14 protein-coding genes are annotated in these 15,128 nt (G+C 42.5%); 2 read left to right on the top strand and 12 right to left on the bottom strand.

Annotated elements, in window-relative coordinates; all coding sequences use genetic code 11:
* Nucleotides 1-20: 20 nt before the first annotated feature.
* The 12 genes from P2W71_RS24440 to P2W71_RS24385 all read right to left on the bottom strand — a co-directional run bounded on the left by P2W71_RS24440 (nucleotide 21) and on the right by P2W71_RS24385 (nucleotide 11,255).
* Complete coding sequence (locus P2W71_RS24440) at nucleotides 21-1,967, bottom strand: acetoacetate--CoA ligase (protein WP_276374040.1); 1,947 nt, start codon at nucleotides 1,965-1,967, stop codon at nucleotides 21-23.
* 119 nt (nucleotides 1,968-2,086) lie between these two features.
* Complete coding sequence (locus P2W71_RS24435) at nucleotides 2,087-3,022, bottom strand: bifunctional riboflavin kinase/FAD synthetase (RefSeq protein WP_276374039.1); 936 nt, start codon at nucleotides 3,020-3,022, stop codon at nucleotides 2,087-2,089.
* 105 nt (nucleotides 3,023-3,127) lie between these two features.
* The gene (gene truB / locus P2W71_RS24430) at nucleotides 3,128-3,784 is read right to left on the bottom strand and encodes a tRNA pseudouridine(55) synthase TruB (RefSeq protein WP_276374038.1); all 657 of its coding nucleotides are present in this window, start codon (nucleotides 3,782-3,784) and stop codon (nucleotides 3,128-3,130) included.
* Nucleotides 3,784-4,599 carry an undecaprenyl-diphosphate phosphatase gene (locus P2W71_RS24425; protein WP_276374037.1) on the bottom strand — a complete coding sequence of 272 codons (816 nt, stop codon included), beginning with the start codon at nucleotides 4,597-4,599 and terminating at the stop codon, nucleotides 3,784-3,786. The genes truB and P2W71_RS24425 overlap by 1 nt, the downstream gene beginning before the upstream one ends.
* Before the next feature lie 53 nt (nucleotides 4,600-4,652).
* Complete coding sequence (locus P2W71_RS24420) at nucleotides 4,653-4,856, bottom strand: DUF3098 domain-containing protein (RefSeq protein WP_276374036.1); 204 nt, start codon at nucleotides 4,854-4,856, stop codon at nucleotides 4,653-4,655.
* Between the two features lie 12 nt (nucleotides 4,857-4,868).
* Entirely contained in the window at nucleotides 4,869-5,744 is an 876-nt protein-coding gene (locus P2W71_RS24415) for a permease-like cell division protein FtsX (RefSeq protein ID WP_276374035.1), read from the bottom strand.
* Between the two features lie 107 nt (nucleotides 5,745-5,851).
* The gene (locus tag P2W71_RS24410) at nucleotides 5,852-6,748 is read right to left on the bottom strand and encodes a hypothetical protein (RefSeq protein ID WP_276374034.1); all 897 of its coding nucleotides are present in this window, start codon (nucleotides 6,746-6,748) and stop codon (nucleotides 5,852-5,854) included.
* A gap of 5 nt (nucleotides 6,749-6,753) precedes the next feature.
* On the bottom strand, nucleotides 6,754-7,293 hold the full coding sequence (locus P2W71_RS24405; RefSeq protein WP_276374033.1) for a sigma-70 family RNA polymerase sigma factor: 540 nt from the start codon (nucleotides 7,291-7,293) through the stop codon (nucleotides 6,754-6,756).
* A gap of 94 nt (nucleotides 7,294-7,387) precedes the next feature.
* Nucleotides 7,388-7,801: a DUF2147 domain-containing protein gene (locus P2W71_RS24400; RefSeq protein ID WP_276374032.1), complete on the bottom strand. Its 414-nt coding sequence runs from the start codon at nucleotides 7,799-7,801 to the stop codon at nucleotides 7,388-7,390.
* 122 nt (nucleotides 7,802-7,923) lie between these two features.
* Nucleotides 7,924-10,230, bottom strand: a complete 2,307-nt coding sequence (locus P2W71_RS24395; RefSeq protein WP_276374031.1) for a sodium-translocating pyrophosphatase — start codon at nucleotides 10,228-10,230, stop codon at nucleotides 7,924-7,926.
* A gap of 118 nt (nucleotides 10,231-10,348) precedes the next feature.
* Nucleotides 10,349-10,732: a hypothetical protein gene (locus tag P2W71_RS24390; protein ID WP_276374030.1), complete on the bottom strand. Its 384-nt coding sequence runs from the start codon at nucleotides 10,730-10,732 to the stop codon at nucleotides 10,349-10,351.
* A 1-nt stretch (nucleotide 10,733) separates the two neighbouring features.
* Nucleotides 10,734-11,255, bottom strand: coding sequence for an acyl-CoA thioesterase (locus P2W71_RS24385; protein WP_276374029.1), 522 nt, complete (start codon nucleotides 11,253-11,255; stop codon nucleotides 10,734-10,736).
* Nucleotides 11,256-11,636: 381 nt separating this feature from the next.
* On the opposite strand from P2W71_RS24385, the gene thrA reads away from it, so the two are divergent.
* Nucleotides 11,637-14,084: a bifunctional aspartate kinase/homoserine dehydrogenase I gene (gene thrA, locus P2W71_RS24380; RefSeq protein WP_276374028.1), complete on the top strand. Its 2,448-nt coding sequence runs from the start codon at nucleotides 11,637-11,639 to the stop codon at nucleotides 14,082-14,084.
* 77 nt (nucleotides 14,085-14,161) lie between these two features.
* Entirely contained in the window at nucleotides 14,162-15,091 is a 930-nt protein-coding gene (locus P2W71_RS24375; RefSeq protein ID WP_276374027.1) for a homoserine kinase, read from the top strand.
* Nucleotides 15,092-15,128: the final 37 nt, after the last annotated feature.

Raw genomic sequence — 15,128 nt, 5'->3', positions numbered from 1 at the left:
AGTCCAAGATTACAAAAGCATTATCTGCGTTTTTTTGCCAATTCCACAAACACAGTCATAGAGGATGGATTCCTCAATGTACCCGTGCTTATTACCTTATCAGGATCTTTACCCATTAATATTTTTTTTACCGGAGCTTCAGTTTTTTTTCCGCTGATGGTATATGGAATGTCGGCAACAGAGATTATTTCATCTGGTACGTGCCGGGGACTATAATCACTACGAAGCGTTCGGTTAATGTTTAGTTTAATGTCTTCGGTGAGTTTATATGCCTCTTTCATGACCACAAACAAGGGCATCCAAAAAGTGCCGTTCTTTTCTTCAATACAAACAATAAGACTGTCTTTAACTTCTTCAATTTTATCGAGTGCACGATAAATTTCACTGGTGCCAATTCTAACACCGGCCCGGTTTAATGTAGCGTCCGATCGGCCATAGATAACCACGCCTTTATGAGATGTGATCTGAATCCAATCGCCATGACGCCATACAAAAGGAAAATGCTGAAAATAGCTTTCCCTGTACCGTTTATATTCCGGATCGTTCCAAAAATATATCGGCATGGAGGGCATGGGGTTTAGAATCACCATTTCACCAACCTCATTTTCTATTGAAGTACCTTCATCGTCAAAAGCCTGAAGATTACAACCTAAAGCACGGCATTGAATTTCTCCTGCATATACCGGTAACGTTGGATTTCCGCCAACAAAGGCACTACACACATCCGAGCCACCACTCATGGATACCAACCAAAGGTCTTTTTTGACTTCCCGGTATACCCATTGAAACGCTTCAGGTGGTAGCGTGCTACCTGTAGAACTTATCGAGCGCAAAGATCTCAAGTTAAATTTTTTTCCGGGCTGAATAGTCTCCTTCATGTTTGCTAGCAAATAGGCAGCACTGGTTCCAAAATGGTGGATCTTAACTTTCTCAGCAAATTCCCATAACACGTTTAGGTCAGGATATGCAACGCTGCCTTCGTATAAAACCATCGTTGCACCCACCAAAAGACATCCATGAATATAATTCCACATCATCCAACCGGTAGTGGTATACCAGAAGCATCGCTCACCGGGTTTGAAATCATTATGAAAGGTACCATACTTCAATTGTTCGAGTAAAATACCACCGTGAGAATGCACAAAAGCTTTTGGTAATCCTGTTGTACCGGAAGAATATAAGACCCACAACGGATGGGAGAAAGGCACATGAACAATCTCAAGTTCACGGGTCGTTTCTGTCGTGACAGTTTTCCAGGTGAGAACGGGCTTTTGCGTTTTTAATTGAATAGACTTATTACTAACAATAACGACGACCTCAAGAGTAGGTAGTTTTTTGATTATTTCCTCAACAACTTGAGATTTATCAAAATGTTTGCCGCCATAGCAATAATGATCAGTAGCAATTAACACCTTGGGATAAATTTGCGCAAAACGATCAATAACAGCCGTTGTACCGAAGTCAGGCGAACAACTGGACCAAATCGCGCCTAATGATACCGTTGCAAGTAGCGCAATTGTGGTTTCTGGTATGCATGGCATGTAAGCGACAACCCGATCGCCTTTTGTAACTCCCCAGTCTTTTAGATGGTATTGAAGTGAAGCTGCCTTTACGGACAGCTCTTGCCAACTGATCTCCTTTACTTCGCTTGTTTCAGTTTGGTAAATAATGGCAGGTCTCTCATTAGTAGATTTCCTGAAAATATGTTCTGCGTAATTAAGGCTAACGCCTTCAAACCAGGAGACGTTGTATTCTTTTTGTTCTCCCAAAACTGAATTGTAATGTCCTTCGTGGATGACATCAAAATATTGAAAAATGGATTCCCAAAAATCTTCCAGATTGTCCACGGACCATTTCCACAGTTCTTGATAGCTTGAGAAAGAAAGGTTTTTATTATCAACAAGCCATTGCTGATAATGATGAAGATTCGATTGTTCGATAAAATCCTGTGATGGAGACCAAAGCATTGGATTTGCGGTTAGCTGTTAACCCCTTATTGTCCTTCGAAATATTTAATGTCTAAAAATAAGAATTTGAATTGACTACAGGATATTAACAACAAATCGAACGATGAATATCGTGATACTTATGAATCGCTATTCAACATCTTCAATGCGTCTGCTTTGTCCAAAAAAAGTTGCTTTTTCAATTCTTCCAAATCATTAAACTTGATATCTCTCCGGATGAGATGATGAAAGAATATTGTTAGTGAATCACCGTATATCTCTTTGTTAAAATCAAAAATGTTTACTTCAATGTTTCGCTTGACACCATTTACAGTTGGACGCTTACCAATGTACAGCATTCCTTTAAAGTGCTGATGCTCAAATTCCAACGTTACTGCATAAATGCCGTCTGCCGGAATCAGTTTATACGCAGTATCAATTTCAATATTGGCGGTAGGAAAACCAAGTAATCGCCCCAGCTTATCGCCCATTACAACCCTGCCTGTCAAGCTATATGCGTGGCCTAAGAAGTGCGTTGCTGTCTCGATATCACCGGCATCCAGTGCATGCCTGATCTTTGTAGAACTAACGCCCACATGGTCGACGTCCTGACGCGGAATTTCTTCGACATCGAAGCCATACTTCGGACCGTTGAGCTTAAGCTGTTCAAAGCTTCCTTCACGGTTCTTCCCGAAGTGATGATCGTGGCCAATTACTAACTTTTTTGTACCAATGGTATCCACCAGAATCTGGGTGATAAATTCTTCTGACGTGAGTTGAGAGAATTCTTTGGTAAAAGGGATGCGGATCAGGTGATTTATTCCTTGGGCCTTTAACAAATCAGCCTTTTCCTCAAAGGTGTTCAGAAGTTTCAATGAAGTATCCTCGGGATGGAGCACCAATCTGGGATGAGGCCAAAATGTGATTACAACGGTGTCACCATTGGTCTTCGACGCAATTTCACGAAGACGTGTTAATATTTTGGTATGTCCGACATGCACACCATCGAATGTACCACTGGTTACAACAGCATTTGACAATCTCACAAAATCTTCAACCCCATGGTATATTTTCATGCAGATAAATATGTTTAGGCGTTAAATGTTCAATGTTGATTTCAACGTTGGTATAAAATTAATCCTTCACCGGCAAACCTTAAGACAGCGTTGTAGCAATATACTTTACAAATGAATCTCTTCCACTGTTGTAGCTTGCTCTAGCCTGAATTCGCCAATTCTGGTTCGGCATAGCTCAGACAGGTAAGCGCCAACCTGCAAGGCTTCTCCAAAATCACGAACCAAACTGCGTATGTATGTTCCTTTTGAACAAACAATTCGAAAGGATATTTCAGGCAGCTTGATTTCTTCTATTGAAAATAATCTGACTGTGACTTCACGAGGAGCCAATGCAATTTCTTTTCCCTCCCGGGCAAATTCATACGCTCGTTTCCCTTTAATTCGTATAGCAGAATGTTGTGGCGGAAGCTGCCGTAGATTCCCAGTGAATTGATCACTCGTTTTGTAAATTAACTCATGCGAAATATGCGTAATGTCTTTCGGTTCGCTCACGGCTGTCTCAAGATCATGCGAAATGGTGGTCTGCCCAATAATAAACTTCCCGGTGTATTCTTTTTCCTGTCCCATAAACTCCTCGATGCGCTTGGTCATTTTACCAACACAGACAATTAATAACCCTGTGGCTAATGGGTCAAGCGTTCCTGCATGTCCTATTTTTTTCGTTTTAAGTTTGTAGCGAAGTTTGTTCACTACATCAAAGGAAGTCCAGTGTAGAGGTTTATTAACAAGCAAGATTCTACCAGGATCTTGAAGCGTTTCCATTATACGACGGAGAGTCCTACACCCATATAATACAATACTAGAATGATGATTCCCACAACGATACGGTAATAACCGAACACCTTAAATCCGTTTTTTGTTAGAAAGCTTATGAAGGATTTAATAGCAAGAATTGCCACGATAAAAGCAACGATATTACCGATGATCAACAACGTGACTTCATTCTGGCCAAAGGAACCACCTTCATCATAAAATTTATACATCTTATAAAGCGTGGCGGCAAACATCGTCGGTACCGCCAGAAAAAAGGAAAACTCTGCAGCTGTTTTTTTATTGAGTTTTTGAGAGAGTCCGCCGATGATGGTTGCCGCGGATCTGGAGACGCCTGGAACCATAGCAATGGTTTGGAAAAACCCCACCTTTAAAGCTGAAGGATATGAGATATTTTGATCGCTGTATGTTTCATTTTTGTGAAATATTTTGTCCACATACAGAAAGAAAATGCCACCTGCAATTAACGCATAGCCCACCACATCCACCCGCTCAAGCAAGAGATCTATGGTGTCATTCAATAAAAAACCGATTACAGCTGCTGGAATAAACGCCACGATAAGTTTCAAATAGAAATTAAAAGTCTCCTGCATGTTTCCACTCTTCGGGAGAAATTTTCTCCAGTACAGAACGATAACGGATAATATAGCGCCGAACTGGATGGCTACTGTAAACATCTTTGTGAAAGGGTCCGACGCAATACCCATCAAAGATGAGCCGATGATCATATGTCCAGTAGAGGAAATCGGTAGAAACTCAGTAATGCCTTCGATAATGGCTAAAATTATTGCTTGAATAATAGACATGCGAAATTTGGATCGTTAATGACGATGAGGGCGAAATTTAAACCGTGGGTTAATCATTTGGAAGGCTTGCGCAAGATGGCCCAAATTTCAATTATAAAACCGGCCATGACAATGATTGGCCCTAAGGTTAAGCCCAAAAAACCAAAACCATGCTGCTCCTGATCAGACGACATGATAACAAAACCCACCACCAGCGTTAATACACCGATGATCATAAGCTGATAGTTTTTTTTACCGAAGGGAAGTTTACTCTCCATTGTGCTTTTTTGTTAGTATAGTTCGTCTAATGACATTTTTAAATATTTGTGGATCGCGAAAAAGGTACTGACGGTGGCTACGATAATTCCCATGACCGATAGTATCATCAGCAATGCTAAAAAGTGTTCTTGATTGTGAAGTAATGAAAGATCAGTAATTTTTTGTTGCGCATACGTTGAAAATCCCCATAGGAGCGCGGATGCCAATATGCTGGACAAAAAGCCATAACTGATTGCCCGAAATAAAAATGGCCATTGAATAAACCATTTTTTAGCACCCACCAGCTGCATGCTGCGGATGAGAAATCGTTGAGAAAACAATGCAATGCGTAAGGTACTGTTCACAAGTAAAAACGTGACCACCATCAATAGCACAGCAAGAATCAAAAGTGCTATGGAGATCTTGGTGAAATTTTTATTCACCTCGTCAAACAAATGTTTTTCATAGGTGGCCTCGAGCACGCCATTCATGTTCTCTAACTCACTTTTCACTTTTCTTAAACTGGTGGTGTCCTGAAATTCCGTTGCAACCTTCACGATAAACGCATCCTTTAGAGGATTCTCACCTAAGATTTCCTTGTAATCACCAATTTGCTTAATGAGATCTTTTTCGGCTTCCTCTTTGGATACAAAAGTGATGGCATTATCGCCCTTGGCTACGAATTGTTTAGAGCCGATTGTTCTTTCTAATTGGTTGCGTTGCGTTTCAGTCAACGTGCTTTTTAGAAAAACTTTTACGTTCAAATTATCGCGCACAATTTTGCCGAATTGATTTGAATAAATAATCAATGTTCCAAATAAGCCGAGCACGAATAGAGCGAGTGTGATACTGGTCACTACCCCCAACGCCGGGTATCCGCCTAATTTCTTTTTACGAGTTGACTGCATGCTTTAAACCGCAAAGTTAGGAGAAAATATTAAACGAATAAGCAGTGGTCTGTGGCACGGGTATTTAAAATAAAAAAGCCCTGGGGGTCCAAGGCTTTTTTGTTTTGCTATCTCGCTCCGCGATAATCTTTTAACTTCTGAAGAAGGGTAGGATCATTAATTGGAGCCAAAGGTTTGATGGTGTCGTTTTCTTCGCTCAGCAGGTAATAATTATCCTTGTAAAAGAGGAACACAGTTCTTTTGTTTCCGCTGAAAAATTCCATGATCTCGTACAGGTTTTTCTCAAAAGTTCCAAACAAATACAATTTGCCATTCTTAAACTGGTAATGAAAGTTAAACTTTTTGTTACTGTTGTCGACTTCAACAACAATCGAGGATTTGCTCAGGGGTGCCTCTGAGATCTTCGCCTCTGGATTAGCCTTGTTAGCGGTTTCGCCTTCTTGCGTCGGGTCAAAAATATCCAGCGGTGCAGGTCCCTTTGGTTCTTCGTCATTCTTCAAACCGTTATGCGCTTGAGGAACCTTAGTTTCCTCCTGATCTTTTTCTATTGCAGGTGTTACGGACTCGGATGATTCTTTTTCTTCAACAACCGCAGGTACTTCTTGTTTAGGTGTCTCGTCTTGGTTGGGTTCAATTGCCTGAGGTGTTTCCTGGGTGACTTGTTCCTGTTGAGTTATGGGTTGGGTTTCAACATTTTCCTCCCGGCTCATATAAAAGTATACGCCAGCGCCTATCGCACCCACTACCGCTATCAAAAGCGTAATTTGGGTAGCGACGGATGTTCCATTGGGTTCCAGGGCCGACGCAGGGACATTATTAAACATTGTTTTTAGTTCCTTGACACGTGCTTCCCGGATTTTATCAACCAATTTTTGCTGAAGCTTGTACTCATTCTTTAGGGATGTATCCGATGCCAGCTTTTGTTCAAAAGCAGTCTTATCTGAAGCGGTAAGCCGGTTGCTTACATATTGGTCTAGTAATTCTAAATCTTTTTCCGAAGCCATAATTTCTAATCTAAAAAGTCCTTCTCAGAGTACTGAGCTTTCACTAAATCGTCTAACTTTTTTTTGCATTTGTACTTTTTTGTTTTTGCTGTATCTGTATTTGCAAAACCAAGTTTATCCGCAATATCCTGCATTGACATTTCTTCAAAATAATAATACATCAATACTTTCTTGCAGGTCCCGTCTAACTGATCAATACATTTCGCTATGATCTTTTCTCTTTCCAGCGTCTCTGTATCTAACGTAACAGCGCTGTCTTTTTCCTCGTTCGACAGCCGTTTTTTTCTATCCAGTTCTTTTCTCCACAGATTTTGGCAAATGCTGTAGATGTACGTGCTCATTTTGGAAGTTAAGACCAGATTGCCTGAAGTAGCCTTTTGCCAAAACACAATCAGCGCATCCTGATAAACGTCGCGAGCCTCGTCCTCCGTACCACTATTGGTAATGACCAGCTTGGTCATCATTCGATAGTATTTCTTATAGAGTAACTCAAGAGCCTTCTCGTCACCTTTGCAGATGCGTTCGAAAATCTCTGTTTCGTTCATGGCTGAGCTTGATCTGAATACCATCTTGAAGTGCCTTAGTAACCTGTTACGTTGCCTTTTTGTTAATTTTACGACTAATGACTATATAGTTGGATCAATGCACTCTCTCCCATGTTTGGGTCCGGTAGAATGGTCCCCAATACCCTCTGACCTTTAATCCTTCTCCTTCTGTCCACAGTTTGCATCGATAAATTTTACCGTCCTCGGGATCCAAAATACTCCCTTCAGAATACTCGTTTTCCCCCTTTACCATGTTTTTTATGATCTCCATTCCAATGATTTTCTTCTTATATCGCGGATCATCCTCAGGACATTTATCACAAACCGGATCAGGGTCTTCTGCTGTAAATATCTTCACAATTTTACCGAAGACTTCACCATCTCTTTCGAATATCTCGATAATGGATTTCTCTTCTCCCGACTCGTCAATAGCCTTCCACTTTCCAATAATAGACGGCTGAGCATAACTCAAAAAGGCCGAAAATAGGAGAGGGAATATGAGTTTCATTGCCGAAATATAAAACTATCCTTTTTAAACTCGAACATCTCTGCCATCATTGAAACACTGCCGAAGGCGAAATAATAAAAAAAGCCCCGTGTTCGGCGGGGCTTTCTGATGTCTACAACCAATTATTTTACAGCAGCCTTTGTTTCAATTTCGATAGAGGCTTCGCTTACGGTTTCTATTTTTGTCTTCGATTCTTCGGCCTTACCTGTTGATTTTATTTCATCCGGCACCAATAATGGAGCGATAACCAAAGCTACCACCGACATCAACTTTAGCAGGATATTCAGGGAAGGGCCAGAGGTATCTTTGAATGGATCACCCACAGTATCGCCCACAACTGCGGCTTTATGCGGATCTGATTTTTTATAATACATCTGTCCATTGATTTCAACACCTTCTTCAAAACTCTTTTTTGCATTATCCCAGGCGCCACCGGCGTTAGATTGAAAAATAGCCATCAGAACACCCGTCACGGTTACACCCGCCAGCATACCTCCGAGCGCTTCAACACCAAAGCCTGGTAGGAAGGCAATAACCACAGGTACAATTACAGCCATCAAACCTGGCAGCACCATTTCACGGATAGCAGCTTTGGTTGAGATCTCAACACATTTACCGTATTCAGCCTTGCCGTCGGCGTCATGGAAAACTTTTTGCTCCGCGGCGGGCCATTCTTCTACAGGCTTATCACCGTTTTTTCGCATTAAATCAAGTGCAGCCTTCAATGCAGGGATGGTAGTAAACTGCCTACGAACCTCTTCGATCATAGACATGGCCGCACGACCCACCGCACCCATGGCGAGGGCAGAAAATACAAATGGCAGCATACCGCCAATGAAAAGCCCAGCCATTACGTTGGCCTTCGATACATCTATTGTACTTAAATGCGCTGTTGTCATGAAGGCACCAAACAATGCTAATGCTGTTAAAGCAGCTGAAGCAATTGCAAAACCTTTTCCAATGGCCGCCGTGGTATTTCCTACAGCATCCAATTTATCTGTTCTTGAACGAACTTCTTTTGGTAGCTCCGACATTTCAGCAATACCGCCAGCGTTGTCCGAAATTGGACCGTAAGCATCCACAGCCAACTGAATACCGAGGTTGGATAACATCCCTACAGCGGCGATAGCTATACCGTATAAACCGCCAAAGTAAAACGCACCGATTATTGATAGTGCAATAATGATAGTCGGAATGGCCGTTGACATCATACCCACCCCGAGACCCGCGATAATATTGGTAGCAGCACCAGTTGAAGATTGCCTTACAATAGAGTTCACCGGGCCTTTACCCATCCCCGTGTAATGCTCTGTGACCAGACCTACCAAAACTCCTCCCACAAGACCAATTACTGTAGCCCAAAATACACCCAGCGCAGTGTAATGATTTCCTTTTTCAGGATCTGTCCAAGCATACAGTGGATCTTTGAACCACCACTCTGCAGGCAGCATCCATACAATAATAAAGTAGGAAGCAATGATCATTACAAGGGACGATACAAATTCTCCCATGTTCAAAGCTTTCTGAGGATCTCCGCCTTCTTTTACTTTTACGAAAAATGTTCCCAGGAACGACATGATAATACCAACACCTGCGAGTACAAGGGGGAGAAGAACAGCAGACAGTCCATTAAAATTATCACTGAAACCAGGAACCATAAAGGCAGCTCCTAATACCATAGTACCCACAATGGAACCAACATACGATTCAAATAAATCGGCCCCCATCCCTGCAACATCTCCAACATTGTCACCAACGTTATCTGCTATCGTGGCTGGATTTAATGGGTGATCTTCAGGGATACCTGCTTCAACTTTTCCTACAAGGTCAGCACCCACGTCGGCAGCCTTTGTGTATATCCCGCCGCCTACACGAGCAAAAAGTGCGATTGATGAAGCACCGAAAGAGAACCCTGTAATAACGGTGATCACTTGATTCAGACTCACTTGATCCCCAATACCAAACATTTTTGAATACACTATAAAGAGAACACTGAGCCCGAGAACACCCAAGCCAACCACACCCATACCCATTACAGAACCGCCTGCAAACGCTACCTCCAGCGCTTTTCCCAAACTTGTACGAGCGGCATTCGTAGTTCTAACATTTGCTTTTGTTGCTACACGCATTCCTATAAAGCCGGCAAGGGCAGAACAAAATGCTCCCAAAACAAATGAAACCCCCACGAGCGGATGCGAGTTTTCGCTATCTGCTGTAAAAGCAAGTAGCAGGGCAACGCAAACAACAAATATTCCCAACACCTTATACTCAGCCTTAAGGAACGCCATAGCACCCTCCGCTATATGGCCGGCAATTTTTTTCATTTTGTCAGTTCCCGCATCTTGCCGGTTAACCCATGCGCTTTTCCACACAACGAATAACAGACCGAGAACTCCAAATAATGGTAAATAGTAGAGAATGTTTTCCATATAGATTTAGGTTTGCATTTACGTTTCAAAAAACCAGTACATCTTTCCTTGGTTTTTAAAGTGTGGCAAATATAGAAGAAGAACCATAACCGGCAAAATGGTTACCGCAAAGGTTGTTTTAAGAATGGAAGACTTGCCGAAGGATAGTCCAAAGACTTTTTTTTGTGGCATCATCCAACGCTCTGAGTTCGTGCGCCATCACAACTGGAATACCACCGACCAAAACATTTTCGTACATCCTTGACGAATCCTTTAATGTGGATCCAAAAGCAATAATGCATAGCGGTTGAAAAGTTTTAAAGTCGTCAACGCTAAATTGTTTTGCGTTAACGATCTGGACTGCGTCCAATGAAAGTTTTACGGCGTTAAAAATCTTCCTTAAAAGAGAAATTTCATCTGGCGACAGGTCTTTCCATGGTCTTGGTACAACCACCATTACTTTCGGATGGATCTTATATAGTTCCTCCTGGTAGAGATTTTCTAAAGGGTGTGGTTGTGCCATACTAGGGAATATCAAAATAAGACTTCAGTTCTTTTGCTTCGGAGGGCTTCATTCTTCCCGCTAATATAAGCCTGAGTTGCCGGCGATGAAGGGCGCCATCAAACAACGCCTTCTCCTCCTCAGTCTCCGGTTCAACCTCCGGGATATCGATCGGACGGCCCAACTGATCTACAGCTACAAACGTAAAAAATGCACTGTTGCTTTCTGTTATCGTATTGGATGGAATATCTTCTGCTTTAACATCAATGCGAACTTCCATTGATGAATTAAAAGCCCGGGTTACCTTGGCTGTTAATGTCACAACATTACCTAAACGAATAGGATGTTTGAACGAAATGTTATCCACGGAGGCCGTGACAACAATACGATTAGAGTGCTTTTGCGCGGAGATAGCAGATACCACGTCCATCCAGTGCATGAGCCGACCTCCCATTAAATTGCTTAGTGTATTGGTATCATTTGGGAGAACCAGTTCGGTCATACTCACAACTGATTCGCGTGGGAATTTTTTTTTCCGGGGCATTGAAGAAGATAAAAGTTATTAATACTCACGATTTGACGCCACAAACGTTACCGTTAAGCTACTAATCGTTAGTTCGTGCAAAAATCATAAAAAATACTTTGCAATCAAGTATATCATTTCATTATTTCGGGTCCTCAAATGCAAGCGAAACATTTTATATCCATTTCCTCAACTTTCTTTACGAAAGCTCCGATCGCTTGTGCTACATCTATTATTATTACAATCATTATTACGGGGTGACCCGTGCGCTATTTTTATACCCCCGCCATGCCTATTAATGTCCATCTCCAGGAGTTGGATACTGGCCCGTACCAAAGTATTATTGAATAAAAATTAACTGCATTAGTATTATTGAATAAAAATTAACTGCATTTTTTCCCCATGAAGGTTCTGAAATTTGGTGGCTCTTCAGTAGCTACCCCCGAGAGAATTCAATCAGTAATAGAAATTGTTAAACCCTATTTAAGCGGTGAAGTAGCTGTTGTCTTTTCCGCTTTCGGTGGTGTAACCGATACGTTGATTCAAATTAGCTCGGCGGCCCTGGAGGGAAATCTTGAGTATAAAACGAAATTGGCTGAGTTGGAGAAGCGTCATCTTACGGCGGTTCGCGAACTTGTAAATGTTCAAAAACAAAGCGGAATTCTTGCCCAGGTGAAATTTATGATGAATGAACTGGAAGATGTTCTTCATGGCGTATATCTGGTGAAGGAACGTACTGTTCGAACCCTTGATTACATCATGAGTTTCGGTGAACGCATTTCGGCCTATATCATTTCTGAAGCATTCAAAAACCAAGGTCATGCGGCGGAATTCCTCGATGCACGCAAAGTAATCCGTACGGATACAAACTTTGGACACGCGAAGGTTGACTTCGAAGTCACTAACAAACTTATTCTCGACTACTTTAAACATCATCCTGATGTCCAAATCATTACTGGCTTTATTGGGACTTCAGAAAGTGGGGAGACTACCACGCTGGGCAGAAGCGGCTCAGACTATACAGCTGCAATCTTTGCCGGCGCACTTCGCGCTTCTGACTTAGAAATCTGGACTGATGTTGATGGCATGATGACGGCCGATCCAAGAAAAGTGAAAAAGGCATTTACAGTTCCGGAAATGAGTTACGAAGAAGCGATGGAGCTTTCTCACTTCGGTGCAAAAGTAATTTTCCCGTCTACCATGCAACCCGCGATGGTTAATCAGATACCGATCTGGATTAAAAACACCTTTAACCCGACTTTTAGAGGTACGGTGATTCATGCCCATTCATCGAATGGGAAAATGATTAAAGGAATTTCCTCTATGAACGGTGTCAGCTTGCTGAGCCTTCAGGGCAGCGGCTTACTGGGTGTAGTGGGTGCATCTATGCGGCTGTTTGCCACACTTGCTCGCGAAAATGTGAATGTAATCTTAATTAGCCAGGCATCTTCTGAGCATTCGATTTGTTTCGCTATAGATCATAAAGATGCGGCGAAAGCAAAGGCCGCCATCGAGAAAGAATTTCAATACGAGATCAGAAGTGAGGAAATTGACGAAGTTCCGGTGGAAAAAGATTTGTCTATCGTGGCCGTTGTAGGCGATGGTATGAAACACAGCCCGGGAACCAGTGGTCGTATGTTTAGTGGACTTGGAAAGAACGGTGTTAATGTTGTTGCAATCGCGCAGGGCTCATCAGAAAGAAATATTTCCGCAGTGATTCCGCAAGTAGACGTTTCTAAAGCGCTGAATGCTTTACATGAGGCATTCTTTCTATCCGACCGTAAACTGCTTAATGTATTTTTGGTTGGCACGGGATTGATTGGTAACTCTCTAATTGAAATGGTGGAGGATCAGTTCACCAAGCTGGCAAAAGAAAACTTGCTGGAGGTGAACATTGTGGCCATCGCGAATAGTAAAAAGATGTTGTTTGATGAAGACGGACTTGATCTGAAAACCTGCCTTGAAAAAATGAAGGCGTCGGGGGAACCCATGCAGATGAGATCGTTTTTTGAAAGAATGACTGCCCTGAATTTGCCAAACAGCATTTTCGTGGATTGCACTTCCAGTACGGATGTAACTGCTTTCTATGAGGATATACTTTCTGCAAATATTTCAATCGTAACGCCAAACAAGAAGGCTAATTCTTCTTCGATGGAAAGTTACAAGACACTAAAAGAAACGGCGTTTAAGCGGGGTGTAAAGTTTTTATACGAAACCAACGTTGGAGCTGGACTACCGGTGATCAATACGCTGAACGATCTCCTCCTCAGCGGCGATAAAGTATTGCGCATTGAGGCTGTATTGAGCGGCACGCTGAATTTTATTTTCAGCTCATTTGAAGAAGGAAGGAATTTCAGTGACGTTGTTCACGAAGCAAAAGCGAAAGGTTATACCGAGCCTGATCCCCGGGATGATTTGAATGGGATGGATGTAGCACGCAAAATATTAATTCTTTCCCGCGAAACTGGGTTGCAAATGGAACTGGATGACATTAAGGTTGAAAACCTGGTTCCCGAACCTTGCCGCGGTGAAATGAGCATAGATGAATTCTTTAAATGCCTTGAAAAATACAATCAGGATTTTGAGGCACTGAGAAAAAAGGCAGCCGATCAGCGGCAAAAACTTCGGTACATGGCAGTACTGGATGGAGGTAAAGTTAAAATTCAGTTGGGATCGGTTGATGAAAAACATCCCTTCTATTCCCTGTCCGGAAGTGATAACATAATTTTAATGACGACCGAGCGCTATCACGACAGGCCTATGGTAATACGTGGCCCTGGCGCTGGTGCCGCCGTTACTGCTGCTGGAGTGTTTGCCGACATCATTCGTATTGGTCACTATGCAAAATAAAATCACTCTGAAATCAATTGTAGTCACAAAACTTATCCATGCCATGAGGCATTGGCTCACACAACACTTGTAAACTCATGAAGTCAATAAAAGCATTAGCGCCCGCAACTGTAGCCAATGTGTCTTGCGGATTCGATATTTTCGGATTTGCCGTGGAATCGCCGGCTGATGAAGTTATCGTCACACTTACGGAAAAACCTGGGGTAATTATAAAGGAAATCACGGGGGATGATGGGAGATTGCCTCTGGAGGCCACGCGGAATACATCAGGAGTTGCTGTGGAGGCTTTCCTGAAAGCAATCGGAAGCAAGCTGGGAGCCGAGATCGTTCTTCATAAGAAACTTCCACTGGGAAGTGGCATGGGTTCAAGTGCAGCGAGCTCGGTGGCAGCGCTTATTGCGATCAACCACCTGTATGATAATCCTTATACACGTGAGCACTTATTACCCTTCGCAATGGAAGCTGAACGGATTGCCTGCGGGTCTGCGCATGCCGACAACGTTGCGCCTTCATTGCTTGGTGGTTTTGTCCTTATTCGAAGTTACGCGCCGTTGGACGTCACTAAGATACCAACACCACCAGGACTTTATTGCACGCTTGTTCACCCTCACATGGAGTTAAAGACTGAAGATTCAAGACGCGTTTTAAAATCAACCATTCCAATGAAGGATGCTATCACGCAATGGGGTAATATCGCTGGCATGGTAGTGGGCCTGATGAAGCCTGATTATGGACTTATCACCCGGTCGTTGCAAGACGTTATTGCTGAACCTATCAGAGCCGTATTGATTCCCGGATTCGACGCGATCAAAGCGACTGCCATTCAACACGGCGCGCTGGGTAGTGGAATATCCGGTTCCGGTCCCACCATCTTTTGTTTGAGCACTGACCTAGAGACAGCCGAGAAAGTAGGAGAGGAGATTCAAAGGCAGTTTGTTAATATGAAATTGAAGAGCGATGTTTTCGTTTCCAAAATCAATCAAACGGGTGCGCGAATTGTAGAGTAACATTAAACTTTGATAATATAGAAATTCATAAGAGTTA

The organism is Chryseolinea sp. H1M3-3, from assembly GCF_029360725.1.
In the GTDB taxonomy this organism is placed as follows: Bacteria; Bacteroidota; Bacteroidia; order Cytophagales; family Cyclobacteriaceae; genus Chryseolinea.
This window is presented reverse-complemented; position numbering and strand designations above follow the sequence as displayed.

Bases quoted from the DNA above. Each gene is read 5' to 3' on its own strand.
- P2W71_RS24440 (WP_276374040.1), bottom strand. From the start codon at position 1,967: ATGCTTTGGTCTCCATCACAGGATTTTATCGAACAATCGAATCTTCAT.
- P2W71_RS24435 (WP_276374039.1), bottom strand. From the start codon at position 3,022: ATGAAAATATACCATGGGGTTGAAGATTTTGTGAGATTGTCAAATGCT.
- truB (WP_276374038.1), bottom strand. From the start codon at position 3,784: ATGGAAACGCTTCAAGATCCTGGTAGAATCTTGCTTGTTAATAAACCT.
- P2W71_RS24425 (WP_276374037.1), bottom strand. From the start codon at position 4,599: ATGTCTATTATTCAAGCAATAATTTTAGCCATTATCGAAGGCATTACT.
- P2W71_RS24420 (WP_276374036.1), bottom strand. From the start codon at position 4,856: ATGGAGAGTAAACTTCCCTTCGGTAAAAAAAACTATCAGCTTATGATC.
- P2W71_RS24415 (WP_276374035.1), bottom strand. From the start codon at position 5,744: ATGCAGTCAACTCGTAAAAAGAAATTAGGCGGATACCCGGCGTTGGGG.
- P2W71_RS24410 (WP_276374034.1), bottom strand. From the start codon at position 6,748: ATGGCTTCGGAAAAAGATTTAGAATTACTAGACCAATATGTAAGCAAC.
- P2W71_RS24405 (WP_276374033.1), bottom strand. From the start codon at position 7,293: ATGAACGAAACAGAGATTTTCGAACGCATCTGCAAAGGTGACGAGAAG.
- P2W71_RS24400 (WP_276374032.1), bottom strand. From the start codon at position 7,801: ATGAAACTCATATTCCCTCTCCTATTTTCGGCCTTTTTGAGTTATGCT.
- P2W71_RS24395 (WP_276374031.1), bottom strand. From the start codon at position 10,230: ATGGAAAACATTCTCTACTATTTACCATTATTTGGAGTTCTCGGTCTG.
- P2W71_RS24390 (WP_276374030.1), bottom strand. From the start codon at position 10,732: ATGGCACAACCACACCCTTTAGAAAATCTCTACCAGGAGGAACTATAT.
- P2W71_RS24385 (WP_276374029.1), bottom strand. From the start codon at position 11,255: ATGCCCCGGAAAAAAAAATTCCCACGCGAATCAGTTGTGAGTATGACC.
- thrA (WP_276374028.1), top strand. From the start codon at position 11,637: ATGAAGGTTCTGAAATTTGGTGGCTCTTCAGTAGCTACCCCCGAGAGA.
- P2W71_RS24375 (WP_276374027.1), top strand. From the start codon at position 14,162: ATGAAGTCAATAAAAGCATTAGCGCCCGCAACTGTAGCCAATGTGTCT.